Genomic DNA, 16,600 nt, shown 5'->3' on the forward strand with positions numbered 1-16,600 from the left:
TGTTCCGGTTCGATCAGCGCGAAAGTCGGGCCGCTTCCTGAGCGGCCAGATCATCGAAAGTCTCTTCGCCGGCGTCCGGCGCGCGATGATGCGAGCCGGATGTCGACGCCTCACCTTGGCGGCCATAGAGCTGGCTGCGCAGGTTCAGGATTTCTTCCGACATGGCGGTCAGTCGTCGGGCCATATCGATGGCGCGGGCATTGGCGACCTCAACGTCGATCAATGCGCTTTTCAGCGAGATTTCTTCCAGGGCAGGCTGCACGGTCTCGGGAGTGAGGCGGGCAGGGCTCGGCTTTTTCATGAGTACCTCCAGGAGGGACGCGCCATGGCGTCGAGATACACTGCCACCAAATCGGCGGCGGTGTCTTGATCGGTTTTGCCGTTCACGGCCTTGGTCATCGCCTTCCTCTGAGCGGCGGATCGCTCGGGGGACGCCACGATGTCGGCGATGTCGGCCGCCTTGGTGTTGGCCAGCCCTATCGGGGCCGTTCCAAGCGCCGCTATCTCTCCCGCAAGGTCGGCCGAGAGTTGACCGGGTCCCATCAGGGCCACCTCAGCATGCTGAACGACCCAAGCCCATTCGAGCGGCAGCATATGCGGCAGACACAACTCTCTGACATTCTTCGACGACGGCATAGAGGTCTGTTCGTTCGTGCCGTGCAGGCTGGGACGTGAAGAAATGACGATCAGGCGCAACTGGGTGTTCGACGCTTCGACCAGGCGACGCGCGCTCAGGATCTCGGGGTGGGCAAAGGTTTCGGTGGCGAGTACGGCGAACCTCTCGGCAGCAAGCCCCGCGCGCAACAAGCCTGACGGCGGCGTTGGTACGCCATCAACGCTGTTTACGCCTTCGGGATCCGGAGCCAACCGGACGCGTTCGCGCGCCACAGGACTACGACGCCCGCGAAGGCTGGTGTGTAGGAGAGGCGATGACGTCAGAACCATATCGCTAGCCCCGGCGGCGAGACGCTGAGAGACAGATCGCGGCATCGTGTCCAGTGTACGAACCGACCGATGGCCCAACCACCGCAGATCGGCTGCCTGGCCCACGTCGCCAGCTATCTGGTGAACGATGTTGGCATCGAAGGCCTGTGCCCTTTCATAGGAGTCGATCAGCACGACCTTAGAGTCTAGCGAAAGCTGAAGTAGCGCCTTGCTCAACTTGCGCGTCCAGACCCCGACCTCCAGAATGGTCGGATCCTGGATCAGAAGGCGAACCGAAACGTCGAGCCGCGCTGAAGAAACGCCATGGGGGCCCTCGTCCGTCGAAACGAGCAGGACGCGCAGGCCCTTCGTCTTGGCTTCCGCCAGTATAAGCGCGTCCGCAAGAGATGTTCCACGGCCGGCGCGAGAGGCGTCGTAGAGGGCGGGAAAGAAGCGGTGAGCCGTCGCGAGCCGACGTCGACGGACAGCGTCATCATCGAGCTTCCGCGTTCTCGCATGACCCTTTCGCACGAATGCGATGCTGCCGGTGTCGAGGAAGGAATTGAAGCCGCGTCGGGAGGACCGCAGGCTGAACTCTGCGATTGAAAGGGCCGGGTCGTCATCGAACTCCGGCGAAAGCCCCCCGGTCGCTTCTAGCGCATTGCGTCCCAGGATGCAGAGGCTTCCATCGGCGAGGGCGAGGGACACGAGCCCGATTTCGCCTCGCTCATGGCCCAGCAATCGCCCGACCTGGTCGGGCGAACCCCGTGAGATGATATCGGCGAACGACAGGGTGCCGTCGGCCAGGCTGACTTCGTTGGTCAGGACGCTGACCGTGCTGATCCTGGAGTCGGCGTCGATCCAGCGAGACGCTCGTTCCAGGAAGTCTGAAGACAGATCGACCGGTGCGGTAAGCAGCAGCAGCTGTGTGGCACCGTCGGTGAGGGCTTGGGCGACGAGGCTGCTGAGCGGGCGATCAACAGCCTTGACCCGGCCTGTCTTAGTAGAGCTGAAGGCAGACCCAGCGACAACGACGCCGCCCAATCCCTGCAGGGATTGGACGGCCCTGAGCGTCAGCATCCAGGCGTCGTCCGGTTGACCGGAGCCGTAAATGATCGCTCGAATCGTCACGCTCGCGTGCGTCCCGGGGCCGAGAGGCACATCAGGCGTAACCTTGCGCCACGAGCCATTCACCGACTTCGCGGCAACCCTGTTCGAAGGTCACCTTTGCGCGAACACCGAGCTCTGCCTCGAGATCGTGCGGATCGCTGACAGCCCAGCGAACATCGCCATTCCGGAATTTGCCGCTGATGACAGGCTCCGGCGCGCCGTGCAATTTGGCGACGTACTGGGCAGCCTGGAGGATCGTCGTGACCTCTCCAAATCCGACATCGAGCGTCCGGATCGTTTCGGGTGGGTTTTGCAGCGCCGCATGGCAGGCTTCGACGACATCGGTGATGAAGACGAAGTCGCGGCCGATGTCACCATCTTCATAAACATCGATTGTGCCACCCTTTCGGGCAACCTGATGGAAGATGTTGATGATGCCGGTGTAGGGATTGAAAGGTGATTGCCCGGGACCATAGACGTTCTGAAAACGCAGGATCGTCAAAGGGCATTTGTGCGCAGCCGCCCATGACGCCAGGATATGCTCCTGCGACAGCTTGGTGGACCCGTAGACGCTGGTCGGCTTGGGGTGAGTGTCTGACGCTCGATGAGGGCGTGGGGTGCCCGGTGCATCGTTCGGCCCTTTGAAGCCCCACACCCCCGACTGAAGGTCGCTCAGCTTGCGCGAACCCGGATAAAAGACCTCGCCTCCCGCGATCCAACCGCCTTCGCCATAGGTCGCCCGGCTCGATGAAAGCAGGATCTGATCCGGAACCTGGCCACTCCGCGACAAGGCATCGACCATTTCCGCAGTCCCCAGCGCATTGACGCTGACGTGGCGCGCGGAATGGGTCAGGGACTGGCCCGTTCCCGTTTCCGCAGCAAAATGGATCAGAACCTTGACGTTGTGGGTCAGCAGGAAACGTTCCCAGAACGCAGGGTCTCGGACATCTTCCTTCAGCAGCGTTACATGCGCAGGCATTCTCTCAGGTCGACCGCCTTTAGGGTGAACTTGCTCGAGCAGATTATCGACGGCCACGATGGGGAGGCCGGCGTCGCCGATGCGATGTGCCAGTTCACAGCCGATGAATCCGGCACCGCCGGTGATGAGAATGCAGTCCATTTTACCAAGCCTTCGTTCCGCGTCAGCGCGGTCTGGGGTTGAACCCGGCCGCCTGCCCCGTAAGCACGAAATGCACGAGCGGGTTCTGGTCGGTGGTCATGTATGTCTTGGCGTACCAGGCGCAGTCGAAATATCGTGATGGGTTACGTCCCAAGCCTGCGCCGATCGACAGAAAATCCGTCAATGGGTTGATCCCGGCCGCCCTCACGCCCGGATAGGTGTCGAGATACCAGGCCGAGTTGAACAGCGGTCCAGGATTTCGACCCTCTATCCCGCCGTGCTCGAGAAAGTGAATCCACGGATTGGCACCGCTGTCTGCGATGTCTGCGTATTCGTTCAGGTACCAATTGCCGCTGAACAGCGGGCCGGGATCGTTGGTCAGCCCTGTGGCGATGAAGTCCTCCCAGGCGTTGCGGTTCGTCAGGCCGGGGCGGGCATATGCCCGAGCATACCAATCGGGATCGAACATCGGGTGAGGCGTTTGTATGCCTGCCGTGGTCGGATCGCAGAACCGCGCTACGGGCGAAAGGCCATGCCGAACGCCGCGATCATACCATGCGACATCAAAGAGTGGGGACGGGTCGCGAAGTTCGCGCCAGCCGTGAACGAGGTAGTGGTCCCATGCCTGGCTTTCAGGCAGGCCTACTCTCCCCGCATACCATGGCTCGTCGAACACTCGCAGGGCGATTGCCCGCGCCCTGATTTCATCGATTCTATCTGGCAAAGGCGGTGTCACTGTCCTGATTTCCCCGAGGATAGCGACTAGCGAATTGCGTGAGGCAATGCCATAGCGTGACGCACGGATCGATGATTTTACCGTCCCCGGCCAGTGAGTGTTGCAAGTTGACCGCGCGACAAACTTCCATAGCTCGAATTGCGACAACTGCGCGATCGATGCCGCCGCAGGCCGCTACGGAGGCCGGGGGGGCGACGCTGGCTGGTCCAGCCAACGGTTGGGAGTGTCGATGATGGACGTTGGCTGCGACGGTCCGTTGATGATCAATCTGACCGTCACTTCACGATGTAACCTTAAATGCGTGATGTGCGATCACGCGGTGGTTGCGGTAAAAAAGGAAGATGTTTCAGACACTGTCATCGAAAAGATGGCCGGCCATCTCCAGGGTGCCGGTTCCATCGACCTGACAGGTCTTGGCGAACCCCTGTTGAGCCCTCAGTTCTGGAAAATACTGGACCTTTTTCCGGTTTCCGAAGACTCAAGTACGGATGAGTTCAAGATATATTTTAATAGTAATGGAACGTTATTTAACGAAGTCAATATCGATCGAATATTAAAGTCGGGCGTAAAGAAAATCATGGTGTCGGTTGACTCCGGAGACGCCGCGATGAACTTCGCATTGCGTGGTATTCGATTGCAGAAGGTAGTATCAGACACAAAAAACTTCATTCGCCGCCGAAACGCAATGGGTCGTACGTTGCCGAAAATTGGCCTTGCGACGACCTTGATGAAGGCAAACCTCAAAACGGCGGGGGCAGTCATCGATCTCTGCGAACAGATGTCCGCAGATTTCGTCGAGATGTGGTCACTGAACGAGATTCCGCGCGAGCGCGCTGCCCAATGGTCAGTGGGACTGTTCAACTACGATGAACAAATGTTGAGCCACCTTGATCGAGATCAGGTCATGCTCGAAATTGATCATCTGCATTGGTATGCGCAGACCAAGTCAGTTCCGCTGATGACGATGGTGCTTGGTACGGCGCGATGGGAAGGCGGCTTTCCGGCTGATGACTGGGGCAGGGGCACGGAAATCGCCTGGAAGGACGGTTCGATCCGTTGCCCTCTGCCATGGCAGGAACAGCGCGTGCATTACGCGGGGGACACCTATGCATGCTGTTGGGGGGCTGCGCCAATCGGCAACATCCAGAACTCCTCAGCAGAGGACCTTTGGCGTGGCGAGGCCATGACAGACTTGCGCCAATCCCTGATAGATGGCCGGGTCCACAACCACTGCGCCGGAGCAGGGTGTCCCTATTTGCTGGGGCGCACCGAATAGTTCAGGCAGGATCGGTCGAAAGCAGTTCGACCTTGCAGTCATGAACCTCGAGACTGCCCTGGAAGACGGCCTGGTTGATCAAGCCGGCAATCTGGGATGGCCCAACAACGTCCCATCTGCGCTCAAGACTGATTTCATAGCGTCCAGGTTGGTTGATTGGGGCGTCGCAAACGACGGCCGATTCCCCATGTTTCCACTCGAAACGAAGAGGCGGTACGCCGCCTTCTGGATCGACACTGATCTGGAAGGTCGCTCGCCAGACCCCGGGGGTGAGATAGATGTGCGGGCCATGGAACAGGATTCGTGCACGCCCAGTCAGATCCATGGCCGGCGCACCGCCGTCGAGGGCCTCCCCGACAGGATACCATAGGCATTCAGCGGGCCAGATCGCGGCAGCACCAGATGTCGGAGGCAAGCTCTTGTAGATGTCGAGCGGAGAAGTTCGGCTGATTGGGATGCCGAGAGGTTCAGAAGTTCGAGTGACCGAAATCAGATCAGCCAGGGTGAAGTGCTTATCCTGGCCTCTGACGGGGACGGCACCTGCTTCAATCAGAGCCGATGCCTTGGCCAGCCGAGCGGATGCCAGGGCAAGAGCGTCCTTTTCTAAGGGATCAGCCAGATCGTGACCCTCCCACTGCGGCGGTCCCGTCATGATTACCGCTGATTGGCCGGCAGGAACGACGATGCCCCAGTCCGGATCGTCTGACAGGATCAGACATCGATCCGTCATCTTGGACCAGTTTTCGACCGTCCCGCCGAGCAGATCCCAACCCCCGGCATGGGCCGCATCGACCAGGATCGGCTTCCATATCTTGGCCGCAAGCTCATCGACGAACAGAACGAACAGACGAATTGGATCGCTCATGCCGCCCGCAACCAGGTGTAGATGTCGATGGCTTCGTGAATGTCGGTAAAGATCTTGGCCTTGCCACTCTCGATGATGAGGGCGCGATCACAATGCTGGCCGATGATGTTCATGTCGTGCGAAGCCATGATCAGCGCGCGGTCAGCACGTGCCTGAAAAAGTTCTTCACTGCACTTCCGCTGGAAGCGGGCGTCTCCCACGGCGGTAACTTCGTCGATCAGATAGCAGTCAAATTCGATTGCTAAAGACAGCCCGAACGCGAGGCGGGCCCGCATCCCTGATGAATAGATCTTGACCGGAACCTTGAGCGCGGGGCCCAATTCGGCAAAGTCGTCTACCCGGGCAAGCACGTCCTTGAAGTTGCGATCGTAAATTCTCGCCAGGAACCGAATATTGTCTAGGCCTGTCAGGCTTCCTTGGAACCCGCCGCCAAATCCGATCGGCCATGACGACGACATGCCCCATCTGATCCGCCCATCGGTGGGAGGAAGTATCCCGCCCAACATTTTGATGAGCGTCGACTTTCCCTGGCCGTTTCGGCCAAGGATTGCGATGCGGCCACTGCGAGCCAGGTCGAACGAAAGTCCCTCAAAAAGCGACCGGGTTGTTCCATGGTAGGTTTTCGACAGGTTTTCGACTCGAAGCCCGATCGGATCGGCCGGGTTCCCCATCACTCCTGCCTGTGTTCACGTGCGCCGGCCCAAATGAACCAGCCGATACCATAGGCGACCAGGCTCGATATCAGCAGGGTCAGGATCGCGATCCAGCGACGCGGTTCAGCAGGTTCGTCTGGCAGGCTCGGAGCGACGATCCGGTCAAGGTAAAGCTTCTGGCGCCGGGCGTCCTCCTCGGCCGATGTGACGGCCGCATTCGCCGCCGTCAGTTCCCGATCCGCGAATTCGCGATTCAGCGACAAATCCTCATACGCACTGAGCTTGGGAGCCAATGAACCGGAATCGCCGGCGATCTTGGCCCGCTCTGCCGAGATCTGGCTTTCATAGGCTGCGATGCGGCTGTTGATGACGGGAAGCTGCGGGCTGTTTGCGGCCTCGTTCATGACCTGTGTCCGCTCCGCCCTCAGTTGAGCCACGGTGGCCATCAGGCCGCCGATGAGACGCGAACTCTCCGTGGCCGTTTCTGCGGGATCGATGAAGCGTTCGCGATTGCGGAAGGCGACGAGTTGCTGTTGAGCTTCTGAGAGCCTTTGGCGCGCTCGGTCGCGGGCAGCCTGGGCGTCGCGCACGGCGTCTGTCGCCGAGCGTTCGTTCAACCGATTGATAAGATTCTCACCGCTTGCCAGCATCACTTCGGCGACCCGACGCGCATCCTGAGGAGAGTAGGCTTCGACCCTCAGCGTGCTTATTCCGGTGCTGGAGTCATAACCCACGACAATGAATCGCTGAAATCCCTTGTAAAAGCCTTCTTCAGTTCCCTTCTCCCAGGGGCGCGGGTAGCGGGACAAGGCGTCCGCGCCCGGGGGGCCTACAATGCGACGGAGATCGACTTGTCTCCCCACCTCTTTGAACGCATCTCGTGAGGTCATGTACTCGTGCACGGTGAACGCGTCAGTCTGGGTCGACGACAGGCCGACGCCTTCCAGAGCCATGCCGAGTGACGAGGGCTGGGATCTGTTCGCTGCGCGAACGACGAACTGCGTCTCCGACACATATCGGGGCGAGGCAATCAGCAAATAATAGACCGCTGCAATCAGCGTAGGCAGCACCACGACGATCAGGAAGGGTAAAGGAATCCTTCGCCACCAAGGCGGCGTGGGCTTGTCGTAGGATAGGGCCTTGGGAATAGGGCCCAAGTAGCTGAGATTAGGCTCGGTCATTTTTCATCCGTCGGCGAGGCCGAATTTTCTAGCACGCAGGGAGGCATCATTCGATGTGCACGCGATCTTTCGCGTCAGTAAGAAGGACGAGGGCCGTCATCAGAAGCCCCGCACCCCATGCGAAAGCGTAGGCGGGGTGATAATATACGTGAACGAACTCTCCAAAGACGGCCCCGCGGACCATCTCTACCCCATGTGGCAACGGGATCAGAAGATAGGCGTCCCGGAATCGCGCCGGGATCCAGGCTGCCATCTGGAAGCACCCTGACGCTGGGATCATGGCATAGCTGATGATAGGTACGATCCGCTCCATAAATTCGAACCGAATTGCCAAGGACGCCATGAAGAGAGAAAGTCCCAAGGCCACCCAGCCCATCAAGAACCATCCACTCCAGAACAACAGCCAATCATAGGGCAGTTGAACCTGCCCTAGCGCCAACAGAGCAATATAGACGACGCCGAAGGCAGCGGTTGAGGCCGTCATTTCCGACAGACTGCGTGTGAAGACCACGTGCAGGATTGTAATTTGCCTATGGTGCAGGAGACCTATGTTCGCCTGGATCGCGGTCATATTGGCCCCGATCATGTGCCTGATTAGTGTCAGGCAGCTGTAGCCGGTCATCACAAATCCAGAGACTCGAATGCCATGTTCGTACTCCGGCTTAATGTAGTCCCAGAGGATAATCACGCCGACGCAGAACATCAGCGGCTCGCCAATCACCCACAGAAAGCCACCCCATTCTCGGCCGAATCTGGTCGTGATCTCGCGGATCATGAGGGCGCCGGTCAGCCTCCCATGTTTCTTGATCGCAGAAATGAACGCCATGCCGACCACGTATCCTCAGGAGCGCCAACTGGGCCGTCGAACCCATAGCGAATATAAGTGCGACATTGGAAGAGCGAACTAGATTGGCGGTTGAAGGGACGATGTTTCACATGTTTTGAAAGGCGCGGGCATGCCAGTCTGTGTCATGCGAACACTGCCCCGAACTCCGTCTGCGCGTTCTCGAAATCGGGTGGGCGGCCGATGTCGAGCCAGTACTCGTGGATCGGATAGGCGCCGACCGTCTCGCCGTCGGCGGCGAGAGCCGCCAGCAATTCGGGCATGTCGTACGGGCCCTGGGCCGGGACGCGGGCCAGCACCGATGGATCGAGGCAATAGACGCCGGCGTTGGCTTGCCAGCGGAAGGTGGGCTTTTCGCGCAGGGACACCAGGCGGCTACCCTCGATCTCGGCGACTCCGTGGGGGGCCTGGAAGGCGTGTTCGCGCACGCACAGGCTGGCCTGAGCGCCCAGGTCGGTGTGGAAATCGATCAGGTCCGAGAAACTCATCCGGGTCAGCAGGTCGCCGTTCATGACCAGCATCGGGCCATCCAGCGGCTCCTCCAGCAGGGCCAGGGCCCCCGCCGTGCCGCGCGGGTGATCCTCGCGCAGGTAACGGATCTCGATCCCCATGGCTGAGCCGTCACCGAAATGGTCCTCGATCATCTCGGCCAGATAGTTGACCGCCAGCCGGAAGCGCCAGAAGCCTTGGTCGCGCAGCCGCTCGATGATGGTCTCCAGCAGGGGCCGGCCCGCGACCTTCAGCATCGGCTTGGGACAGTTTTGGGTCAGGGGAGCCAGGCGCACGCCGCGCCCTCCGGCCATGATGACCACCAGGGTATCGCGCGTCGCCGAGATGCCGATCGCGTCGGGATACAGGCCGATGACCCGCTCCTCGGCGTCCAGCATCGGGGCCAGTTGCACGCCGCGATCCGACAGCCGCCGGACGGCCTCGGCCTCCGATCCGCCGGTGCGCAGCGCGACGGGATCGAGGTTCATCACTTGGCGGACGGCGGCGTCCATCTCGATCCGCCGCATCAGCCCGCGCCGGATGTCGCCGTCGGTCAGCGTACCGAGCAGGTGGCGATCCTCGTCGACCACGACCAGCAACTTGCGCCGAACCCCATCCATCCGCTCGATGGCGGTCAGCAGGGTGTCGTCGGGCCCCAGAAGGTTGCCGGAAATGTCGCCGGGTCGGCTCATACGGCGTACTCGTCGGGGCGATACAGGGTCGGGTTGGCGCGGATGAAGTCGACGGTGCGGGCCAGGCCTTCTTCGACCGACACGAGCGGGCCCCAGCCGAGCTTCGTCCTGGCCAGGGACGCGTCGGCGATCAGCCGTTCGACCTCGCTGGCGGGCGGGCGCATCCGGGTCTCGTCGGCGACCACCTCGACCGAAACGCCGGCGGCCGTGGCAATCATCTGGGGCAGGTCGCCGATGCGAACCTCGCGCCCGCCGCCGGTGTGGATCGTCTCGCCCTCGATGCCCGGCGTGATCCCGGCGCGCAGGAAGGCATCCACCGTATCATCCACGAAGACGAAGTCTCGCGTTGGGCGGGTGTCGCCCAGCTTGACCGGCCGCCCGGCCAGCATCTGGAGGGCGATGGCGGGGATGACCGCGCGCGCGCTCTGGCGCGGGCCGAAGGTGTTGAACGGGCGCAGGGTCACCACCGGCGTTCCGAACGACCGGTGATAGCTCTCGGCCAGTTTGTCGGCGGCGATCTTGGTGGCGGAGTAGGGCGACTGGCCGACCAGGGGGTGGGCCTCGGTCATCGGGATGGTCTGGGCCGAGCCATAGACCTCGCTGGTCGAGGTATGGACCATTCGCCCGACGCCCAGTTCGCGCACGGCCTGAAGCACGTTCAGGGTCCCGAACATATTGGTCCGTACATAGCTTTCGGGCGCCAAGTACGAATACGGAATGGCGATCAGGGCACCGAGGTGAAAGACGATGTCCCGGTCCCGCACCGCGTCGGTGACGCTGTCGCGGTCGGCCAGGTCGCCACGCCGGACGTCGATGTCCCCGCGCACGGGCGACCGGTCCAGCCAGCCCGCGTCTCCGTCGGAGGTATAGCGCACCAGCACGCGCACCTGCGCCCCGCACTCGACCAGTCGCTCGGTCAGACGGCTGCCGATGAAGCCGCCGGCACCGGTGACGAGGACACGCTTGCCCGCCAGCCCGGTCAGAGCGTCGTCGGACGGGATGGGCTGGCTCACGTGTCGGCTCCTGCGGCCCCCGCACTGTCGGAGACGGGGCCGTTCGGAGCAATGTCGTCCAACGTGGTTAACCAGACGTAAGGCGCGGCCTGCTCTGATCACGGCGAACCGGGAAAGGCAGGCGATGATCGAAGGCAAACGCGTGCTCGCCATTGTCCCAGCCCGTGCGGGCTCGGAGCGCCTGCCGGGCAAGAATGTTCGCCCCATGGCAGGACGGCCGATGGTCGAATGGACGCTGCAGGCCGGGCTGGTATCGACGACGATCGACCGGCTGGTGGTCTCGACCGACGATCCGGCGGTGGCCGGGGTGGCGCACGGCATGGACGTCGAGGTCATCGACCGCCCCGCCTACCTCGCCGGCCCGACCGCCTCGGTGATCGACGCCATCGATCAGGTGCTGGAGACGATAGGCGGCGTCTGGGATTATGTGGTCCTGCTCCAGCCGACCTCGCCGCTGCGCACCGCCGCCGACATCGACGACGCCGTGGCCTTGTGTGAGGCGCGCGGGGCTCCGACCGTGATCGGAGTCTCGACCATGCCCAAGCCGCCGGGGTTCTATGGTCGGGTGGATGGGGCTGGTCTTTACCGCAAGTCGGAGGCCACGCCCGAGGAAGCGGTGGTCATCAACGGTGCCGTCTATGTCGGCCGGCCGGACCGGCTTCGGATCGACCGCTCATTCCAGACGGAGGGAACCCTGGCCTGGGTCATGTCGTCGGAGCGGGGGTGGGACGTGGACACCCTGTTCGACTTCACGATGGCGGAGGCGTTGATCCGGGAGGGACTCGGGGTTCAGGCCTGATGACTCACTGACGGCTATGCCTTGACCCGAGCGACCGATCGCTCCACCGCAGACGGCAGGGGCAGGCAACCGAGCGCAATCAGTCGCTCCCGGAGTATCTCCGGTGGCACGATGACATCGCGGTTGTGGACGACCGGAAAGTTGGAATAGTCGGTGTCGGGATCGACAACCTCGTCCACGACGAGGCAGTCGTATCGGACGCCCGTGATCTGGCACAGGATGTCCAGCGAGGCGGAAATCCCGTGATAGACGTTGCGCTCGTTTTCGATGACCAAAGCCGTGGCTCCGGGCTCGCAGAAGGCCAGGTTGGCAAGGTCGGACCCGTGAACGCCCAGGACGAACTCGGCCTCTGCAAACATCCGAACCTGTGAGGCGGCGCTCTCGGCACCCATCGACACCACTTCGAAGCCGAAGGCGTCGAGGACTTCGCGGAGGGCATCCCAGTTGGCGACCCGCCGCTTGGGATGGTCGATCGACTGTCGCGAGGCGAAGATGCGGCGACCGGACGAAGGGCGCGAGCCGGTGTTGTCGAGGAAGTGCGCCTTCATGTCCGAGGCTACGGCGCGCACGACGTCGGGATAGAGGAATCGCTGGTCTGGAAAGGTGACGAGGATGGCGTCCTTCAGGAGATAGTCGAAGCCGTGGCTGACGAAGTGCAAGCGGTCCTCTGCAACGCCCATGGCCATCAGGCTCTCGCGGAATTGGGCCTCGCCGGCTTCATAGGAAATGAGGAAGCGTACCTCGGGATCGCTGAAAAGGTCCGGTCGGAGGAGGCGCAGGATTGAGATCCGGGCGCACCAGCTGACCAGCCAGTGATACCACACCCGGTCGATCGGGCCGCCGATCAGGACGTAGGGGCCGTCCAGGACGACGGGGTCGGACTCCAGCCTGAACCGCTCCCCGTCCAGCCTGGGCCGCATGTCCGGAAACCAGTAGGCGATGTCGTGATAGCTCTGGTTCAGCATCATCCGGCCCGATGCCATCTCGATCGGCAGGTAGGAGCTCGTCACCAGAACGTCGGGTACGCGCGCGACGAACAGATCCACGGCCTCGCGGGCGGCGTCGCGGTCCAGCCGGATACGTTTGGAGGGTTGGCTGACCCGGTCGGTCGCGTCGCCCAGGACGGCCCCGTCGTCAGACAGAAAACCATGAATTGCGTAGGGTTTCATGCCGGCTATATGCCGGGGGCCGCTCGACTCGTCGACCCCAATCGACCGGGGCCCTGCCGTTCACGGAAAGCGGGAAAGTCAGTATCGATCCACGAAAGGCTTGCGCGCCAGGTCCGTGAAGTCGGTCGCTTCCAGAATCGTGACGATCCGCTTCGGTGCGTCGCCATCCCCGAACGGAGCCAGTTGGCGGCGGGCGACCTTGATGAAGGCAGGGTCGAGGGCGCGGGTCAGGGCCTCGGCGACCGCATCCGGCCTGTTAACGCAGTCGATGACGCTGGGAGGCTTGATCCGGCCGTCCTGGCGACCTCCGACATTGACCGAGGGGACACCGGCGATGGGGGCCTCGATCACCCCGCTGGAGGAGTTGCCGACCACGGCGTCGCAGGCGGTCAGGGCGGCGGCATAGCGGGCCGCGCCGAGGGACTCATGCAGCATGACCTGATCTGGCCGTTCGGAGGCGAAGGTGTCCAGCGCCGCGCGCACGGCCTCCGACCCCACGTCGGCGTTGGGCCGGGTGATGACCAGCTTGCGGTCCTTCACCGTCGCCAGCCCGGCGAGAAAGGCCACGATCTGATCGGCGGGGCTCATTGCCGCCAGCGTCTCGGGGTGGAAGGTGACCAGCAGGAAGCCGGGCTCCAGGTCCGTCTCCAGCATCCGCGCCACCGTCGCCCGGTCGGTGCGGGCGGCCCGGATCGTCTCGACCGCCGTTGAGCCGACGGTGAACACCCGGTCGGGCGCCTCGCCCAGTTGCAATATCCTTTGACGATAGGGTTCGGCGGCCGTGAAATGCAGGGCTGACAGTTTGGTCACGGCGTGGCGGATGGCGTCGTCGACCGCGCCGGTGGTCCTGTGTCCCCCCTCCAGATGCAGGATCGGCAAACCGAACGGAACCGCCGCCGCCGCCGCCGCCAGCACCTCGGTCCGGTCGCCCAGCATCATCAGGGCGTCGAGCCCGAGGTCGGGCAGGGCGGCCCCCAGTCCTGCCAGCACCGCCGCCATGTCCGCCGCGACATCGGCCGGCGCGTTCCCGTTCAGGGGAACCGGGATCAGGATGGCGGGCGTCCGTCTGTCCGCCTCGATCTCCGACAGGGTCCGGCCGTGGCGTTCCGACAGATGGGTTCCGCTGACGATCAGGACGGGCTCCAGTCGTGCCGAGGTCTCCATCGCCGCAAGCACCGGCCGCAGCAGGCCGTACTCTGCGCGGGTCGCGGTGAAGACGCCGATGCGGGCCCGGACCGTCACGGGTCGATCAGCTCGTTGGCGGCATAGGCCCGGGGCGAGGGGCCGCCTTCCAGATCCCACAGCCGCGCGGGGGCCAGACCCGCCCCGGCCCGGCGGGCGGCGAGGTTGTCGGACGAGAAGACCTCACCGGCAGCGATGGCGCGTCGCGCGACCAGACTGCGGCGGGCGACGGCGATGTTGGGCCGTTCCGCCTCGACGGGCTGCTTGACCGCGCTGCCCAGAGCCTCCGTCACCCGGCGCGCTCCGGCGACAAGGGCGGCCATCTGGTTCGGCTCCAGCGAGGCCTTGTGGTCCGGCCCTTCGGCTGTTCGATCGAGCGTCAGGTGCTTCTCGATCACGACGGCGCCGCGCGCCACAGCCGCCAGGGCGATGTCGATGCCCAGGGTGTGATCCGAATAGCCCGGCCTGACGCCCAGCCCGGCATAGGCGTCGATTACCCTCAGATTGGCCTGGTCGTGGGGGGCCGGATACTGGGTCACGCACTGCATGACGACCGTCCCGGCGAGGATCGGCCGGGCCTCGGCCGAAGCGAGGGCGGCGCGAAAGGCCGCGGTCGACGGGCGCTCGCCCGACCCCGCCAGGCGGGCGAAGGCTACGCACCCGAGGGCGTCCTTGACCTCGCTCATCTCCGCCATCCCGGTGGACAGCAGTAGCGGCCGGTCCAGCCGGGCCAGGTCCAGCAGGAAGGGCAGGTTGGTCAATTCCCCCGATCCCACCTTGATCCGCGACATGCCCAGGTCATCGACCAGCATCCGCGCCGAGCCGATGTCGAACGGCGTGGACAGGAAGCCGATGTCGTGCGCCCGGCAGTGATCGACGACACGTCTCAAGCCGGCGGGCGACAGCACCAGCCGGGCCAGCATCTCCGCCTGGGTCGGGCCCTGGCCGGCGGCGGACTGATAGGCGGCAGTCGGCGCGGCGGCCGTGGCCAGTTCCTCGGGGTCGAAGGTCTGGAACTTTACCGTGTCCGCACCTGCACGGGCGGCGGCCTCCACCAGGGCCAGCGCCCGGTCCTCGCGGCCGTCGTGGTTCACCCCCGCCTCGGCGATGATCTCGCAGCGTTCAGCCTGGTGCGCCATGACCGAATCTGTAGTCAGGTTCGCCCCGTTCCGAAAGCCGGACGGACCCGATCGCGTCACCTGCGATCCCGGACAGGGGTCGTCGGACCGCCCGACACGATTTTTTCGTGTAGCTTCAACGCCACGGTCGCAGATTCACGCACGGGTAACGACGTTATCGCCTCGACCGACTATGGCAACGCTGTTAGAGAGCCATCAGGCGGTGAGACCGCCGCATGAATCAATTTTGGCGGAGGGCTCACACCCATGCGTATGAAGACGATGATCCTGGCGACCAGCGCGGCGGCGGCTCTTGCCCTGTCGGCCGGCGCCGCTTCGGCGGAACCCGATGGCTGGTACGGCGCGGTTGACGCCGGCTATCAGCACATCGATCGCCGCATCAACCTCGAGTCGGCGACGACGGGCAACAATTTCCGCATGGAAATCAACGACGGCTGGACCGCCTTCGCCCGCCTGGGCTACCGGTTCAACCCGAACTGGCGCGTTGAAGTCGAGGGCGGCTACCGCTCGGGCGACATCGGCACCTTCCGTGCTCGTCGCGGCCGTAACGGTGTCTGCAACCTGACGCCCGCCACCGGCCCCTGCTTCTCGCCCGAAGGCGACGCGACCTCGACGACCCTGATGGCCAATGTCATCTATGACTTCGGCTTCGAATACTGGGGCATCCGTCCCTTCGTCGGCCTCGGCGCCGGTGTGAACCACGTCAACACCGACGTGATCGGCCGTCACCGCAACCTGCGCACCGTCGGCTTCGCCGCCGATGACTCCTCGACCAAGTTCGCCGCTCAGGCGATCGCCGGTCTGGCCTGGGCCGTTTCGGACCGCGCCAACATCGACCTGACCTACCGCTACCTGACGGGCGACATGGAGTTCTTCACGACCTCCTCCGTCGCGGCCTTCTCGCAAGGCACCCTGGAAGGAGACTATGACTCGGCGCACAGCGTTTCGCTGGGCCTGCGTTACGCCTTCGGCCCGGAAGCTGAAGCGCCTTACGTCGCTCCGCCGGCTCCTCCGGCTCCGGTCTCGCCTCCGCCGGCCCCCGTCGCGCCCCCGGCTCCGCCGCGCCCGACCGCTCCGGCCGCTCCCGTCGCCCGTGAGTTCGTGGTCTACTTCGACTGGGATCGCTCGGACCTGACCGCTGAAGCCCGCTCGGTCATCACGGCCGCCGCCAACTACGCCAAGACCGGTCGTCCGACCCGCGTCCTGGTCGTCGGTCACGCCGACACCTCCGGTTCGGCCGCCTACAACATCGGCCTGTCGAACCGCCGCGCCCGTACCACGGCTGACGCCCTGGTCGCTCAAGGCGTCGCCGGTGGCGTGATCTCGCTGAACGGCGTCGGTGAAACGCAACTCGCCAAGGCCACGGCCGACGGCGTGCGCGAGCCGCTGAACCGTCGCGCCACGATCG

At 63.6% G+C, this 16,600-nt stretch carries 16 protein-coding genes; 3 read left to right on the plus strand and 13 right to left on the minus strand.

What is annotated here, in order from left to right:
• Positions 1 to 13: 13 nt before the first annotated feature.
• From JHC99_RS02710 to JHC99_RS02725, 4 genes are read right to left on the minus strand one after another with little or no spacing between them, the layout of a single operon-like run.
• Positions 14 to 301, minus strand: coding sequence for a hypothetical protein (locus JHC99_RS02710; protein ID WP_292151928.1), 288 nt, complete (start codon positions 299 to 301; stop codon positions 14 to 16).
• Positions 298 to 2,055, minus strand: a complete 1,758-nt coding sequence (locus JHC99_RS02715; protein WP_292151929.1) for a hypothetical protein — start codon at positions 2,053 to 2,055, stop codon at positions 298 to 300. The genes JHC99_RS02710 and JHC99_RS02715 overlap by 4 nt, the downstream gene beginning before the upstream one ends.
• Positions 2,056 to 2,086: 31 nt before the next feature.
• Positions 2,087 to 3,154, minus strand: a complete 1,068-nt coding sequence (locus tag JHC99_RS02720) for an NAD(P)-dependent oxidoreductase (protein WP_292151930.1) — start codon at positions 3,152 to 3,154, stop codon at positions 2,087 to 2,089.
• A gap of 22 nt (positions 3,155 to 3,176) precedes the next feature.
• Complete coding sequence (locus JHC99_RS02725; RefSeq protein ID WP_292151931.1) at positions 3,177 to 3,623, minus strand: hypothetical protein; 447 nt, start codon at positions 3,621 to 3,623, stop codon at positions 3,177 to 3,179.
• 496 nt (positions 3,624 to 4,119) lie between these two features.
• Between JHC99_RS02725 and JHC99_RS02730 the strand changes: the two genes are divergently transcribed.
• The gene (locus tag JHC99_RS02730; RefSeq protein ID WP_292151932.1) at positions 4,120 to 5,166 is read left to right on the plus strand and encodes a radical SAM protein; all 1,047 of its coding nucleotides are present in this window, start codon (positions 4,120 to 4,122) and stop codon (positions 5,164 to 5,166) included.
• 1 nt (position 5,167) lies between these two features.
• On the opposite strand, the gene JHC99_RS02735 is transcribed toward JHC99_RS02730, so the two are convergent.
• The 6 genes from JHC99_RS02735 to JHC99_RS02760 all read right to left on the minus strand — a co-directional run bounded on the left by JHC99_RS02735 (position 5,168) and on the right by JHC99_RS02760 (position 10,903).
• Positions 5,168 to 6,031 carry a hypothetical protein gene (locus JHC99_RS02735; RefSeq protein WP_292151933.1) on the minus strand — a complete coding sequence of 288 codons (864 nt, stop codon included), beginning with the start codon at positions 6,029 to 6,031 and terminating at the stop codon, positions 5,168 to 5,170.
• Entirely contained in the window at positions 6,028 to 6,702 is a 675-nt protein-coding gene (locus tag JHC99_RS02740) for an ABC transporter ATP-binding protein (RefSeq protein WP_292151934.1), read from the minus strand. Before JHC99_RS02740 ends, JHC99_RS02735 begins: the two co-directional genes overlap by 4 nt.
• Positions 6,702 to 7,865 carry a chain-length determining protein gene (locus JHC99_RS02745; protein WP_292151935.1) on the minus strand — a complete coding sequence of 388 codons (1,164 nt, stop codon included), beginning with the start codon at positions 7,863 to 7,865 and terminating at the stop codon, positions 6,702 to 6,704. Before JHC99_RS02745 ends, JHC99_RS02740 begins: the two co-directional genes overlap by 1 nt.
• Positions 7,866 to 7,911: 46 nt before the next feature.
• Complete coding sequence (locus JHC99_RS02750) at positions 7,912 to 8,691, minus strand: ABC transporter permease (RefSeq protein ID WP_292151936.1); 780 nt, start codon at positions 8,689 to 8,691, stop codon at positions 7,912 to 7,914.
• 143 nt (positions 8,692 to 8,834) lie between these two features.
• Positions 8,835 to 9,890 carry a nucleotidyltransferase family protein gene (locus tag JHC99_RS02755; RefSeq protein WP_292151937.1) on the minus strand — a complete coding sequence of 352 codons (1,056 nt, stop codon included), beginning with the start codon at positions 9,888 to 9,890 and terminating at the stop codon, positions 8,835 to 8,837.
• The gene (locus JHC99_RS02760; protein WP_292151938.1) at positions 9,887 to 10,903 is read right to left on the minus strand and encodes a GDP-mannose 4,6-dehydratase; all 1,017 of its coding nucleotides are present in this window, start codon (positions 10,901 to 10,903) and stop codon (positions 9,887 to 9,889) included. The genes JHC99_RS02755 and JHC99_RS02760 overlap by 4 nt, the downstream gene beginning before the upstream one ends.
• A 124-nt stretch (positions 10,904 to 11,027) precedes the next feature.
• On the opposite strand from JHC99_RS02760, the gene JHC99_RS02765 reads away from it, so the two are divergent.
• Positions 11,028 to 11,702 (plus strand): NTP transferase domain-containing protein, encoded by a 675-nt coding sequence (locus tag JHC99_RS02765; RefSeq protein ID WP_292151939.1) that lies wholly within the window; start codon positions 11,028 to 11,030, stop codon positions 11,700 to 11,702.
• A gap of 14 nt (positions 11,703 to 11,716) precedes the next feature.
• Here the strand turns inward: JHC99_RS02765 and JHC99_RS02770 are convergent, their stop codons facing one another.
• From JHC99_RS02770 to JHC99_RS02780, 3 genes are all read right to left on the minus strand, one after another.
• Complete coding sequence (locus tag JHC99_RS02770; protein ID WP_292151940.1) at positions 11,717 to 12,871, minus strand: glycosyltransferase family 61 protein; 1,155 nt, start codon at positions 12,869 to 12,871, stop codon at positions 11,717 to 11,719.
• Between the two features lie 78 nt (positions 12,872 to 12,949).
• Complete coding sequence (neuC, locus tag JHC99_RS02775) at positions 12,950 to 14,113, minus strand: UDP-N-acetylglucosamine 2-epimerase (RefSeq protein WP_292151941.1); 1,164 nt, start codon at positions 14,111 to 14,113, stop codon at positions 12,950 to 12,952.
• Positions 14,110 to 15,192, minus strand: coding sequence for an N-acetylneuraminate synthase family protein (locus tag JHC99_RS02780; RefSeq protein WP_292151942.1), 1,083 nt, complete (start codon positions 15,190 to 15,192; stop codon positions 14,110 to 14,112). Before JHC99_RS02780 ends, neuC begins: the two co-directional genes overlap by 4 nt.
• A gap of 246 nt (positions 15,193 to 15,438) precedes the next feature.
• On the opposite strand from JHC99_RS02780, the gene JHC99_RS02785 reads away from it, so the two are divergent.
• Positions 15,439 to 16,600 (plus strand): outer membrane beta-barrel protein (locus tag JHC99_RS02785; RefSeq protein WP_366927702.1); only part of this gene is annotated, 1,162 nt, incomplete at its 3' end.

It is taken from the genome of Brevundimonas sp. (assembly GCF_016463485.1).
Classification (GTDB): Bacteria; Pseudomonadota; Alphaproteobacteria; order Caulobacterales; family Caulobacteraceae; genus Brevundimonas.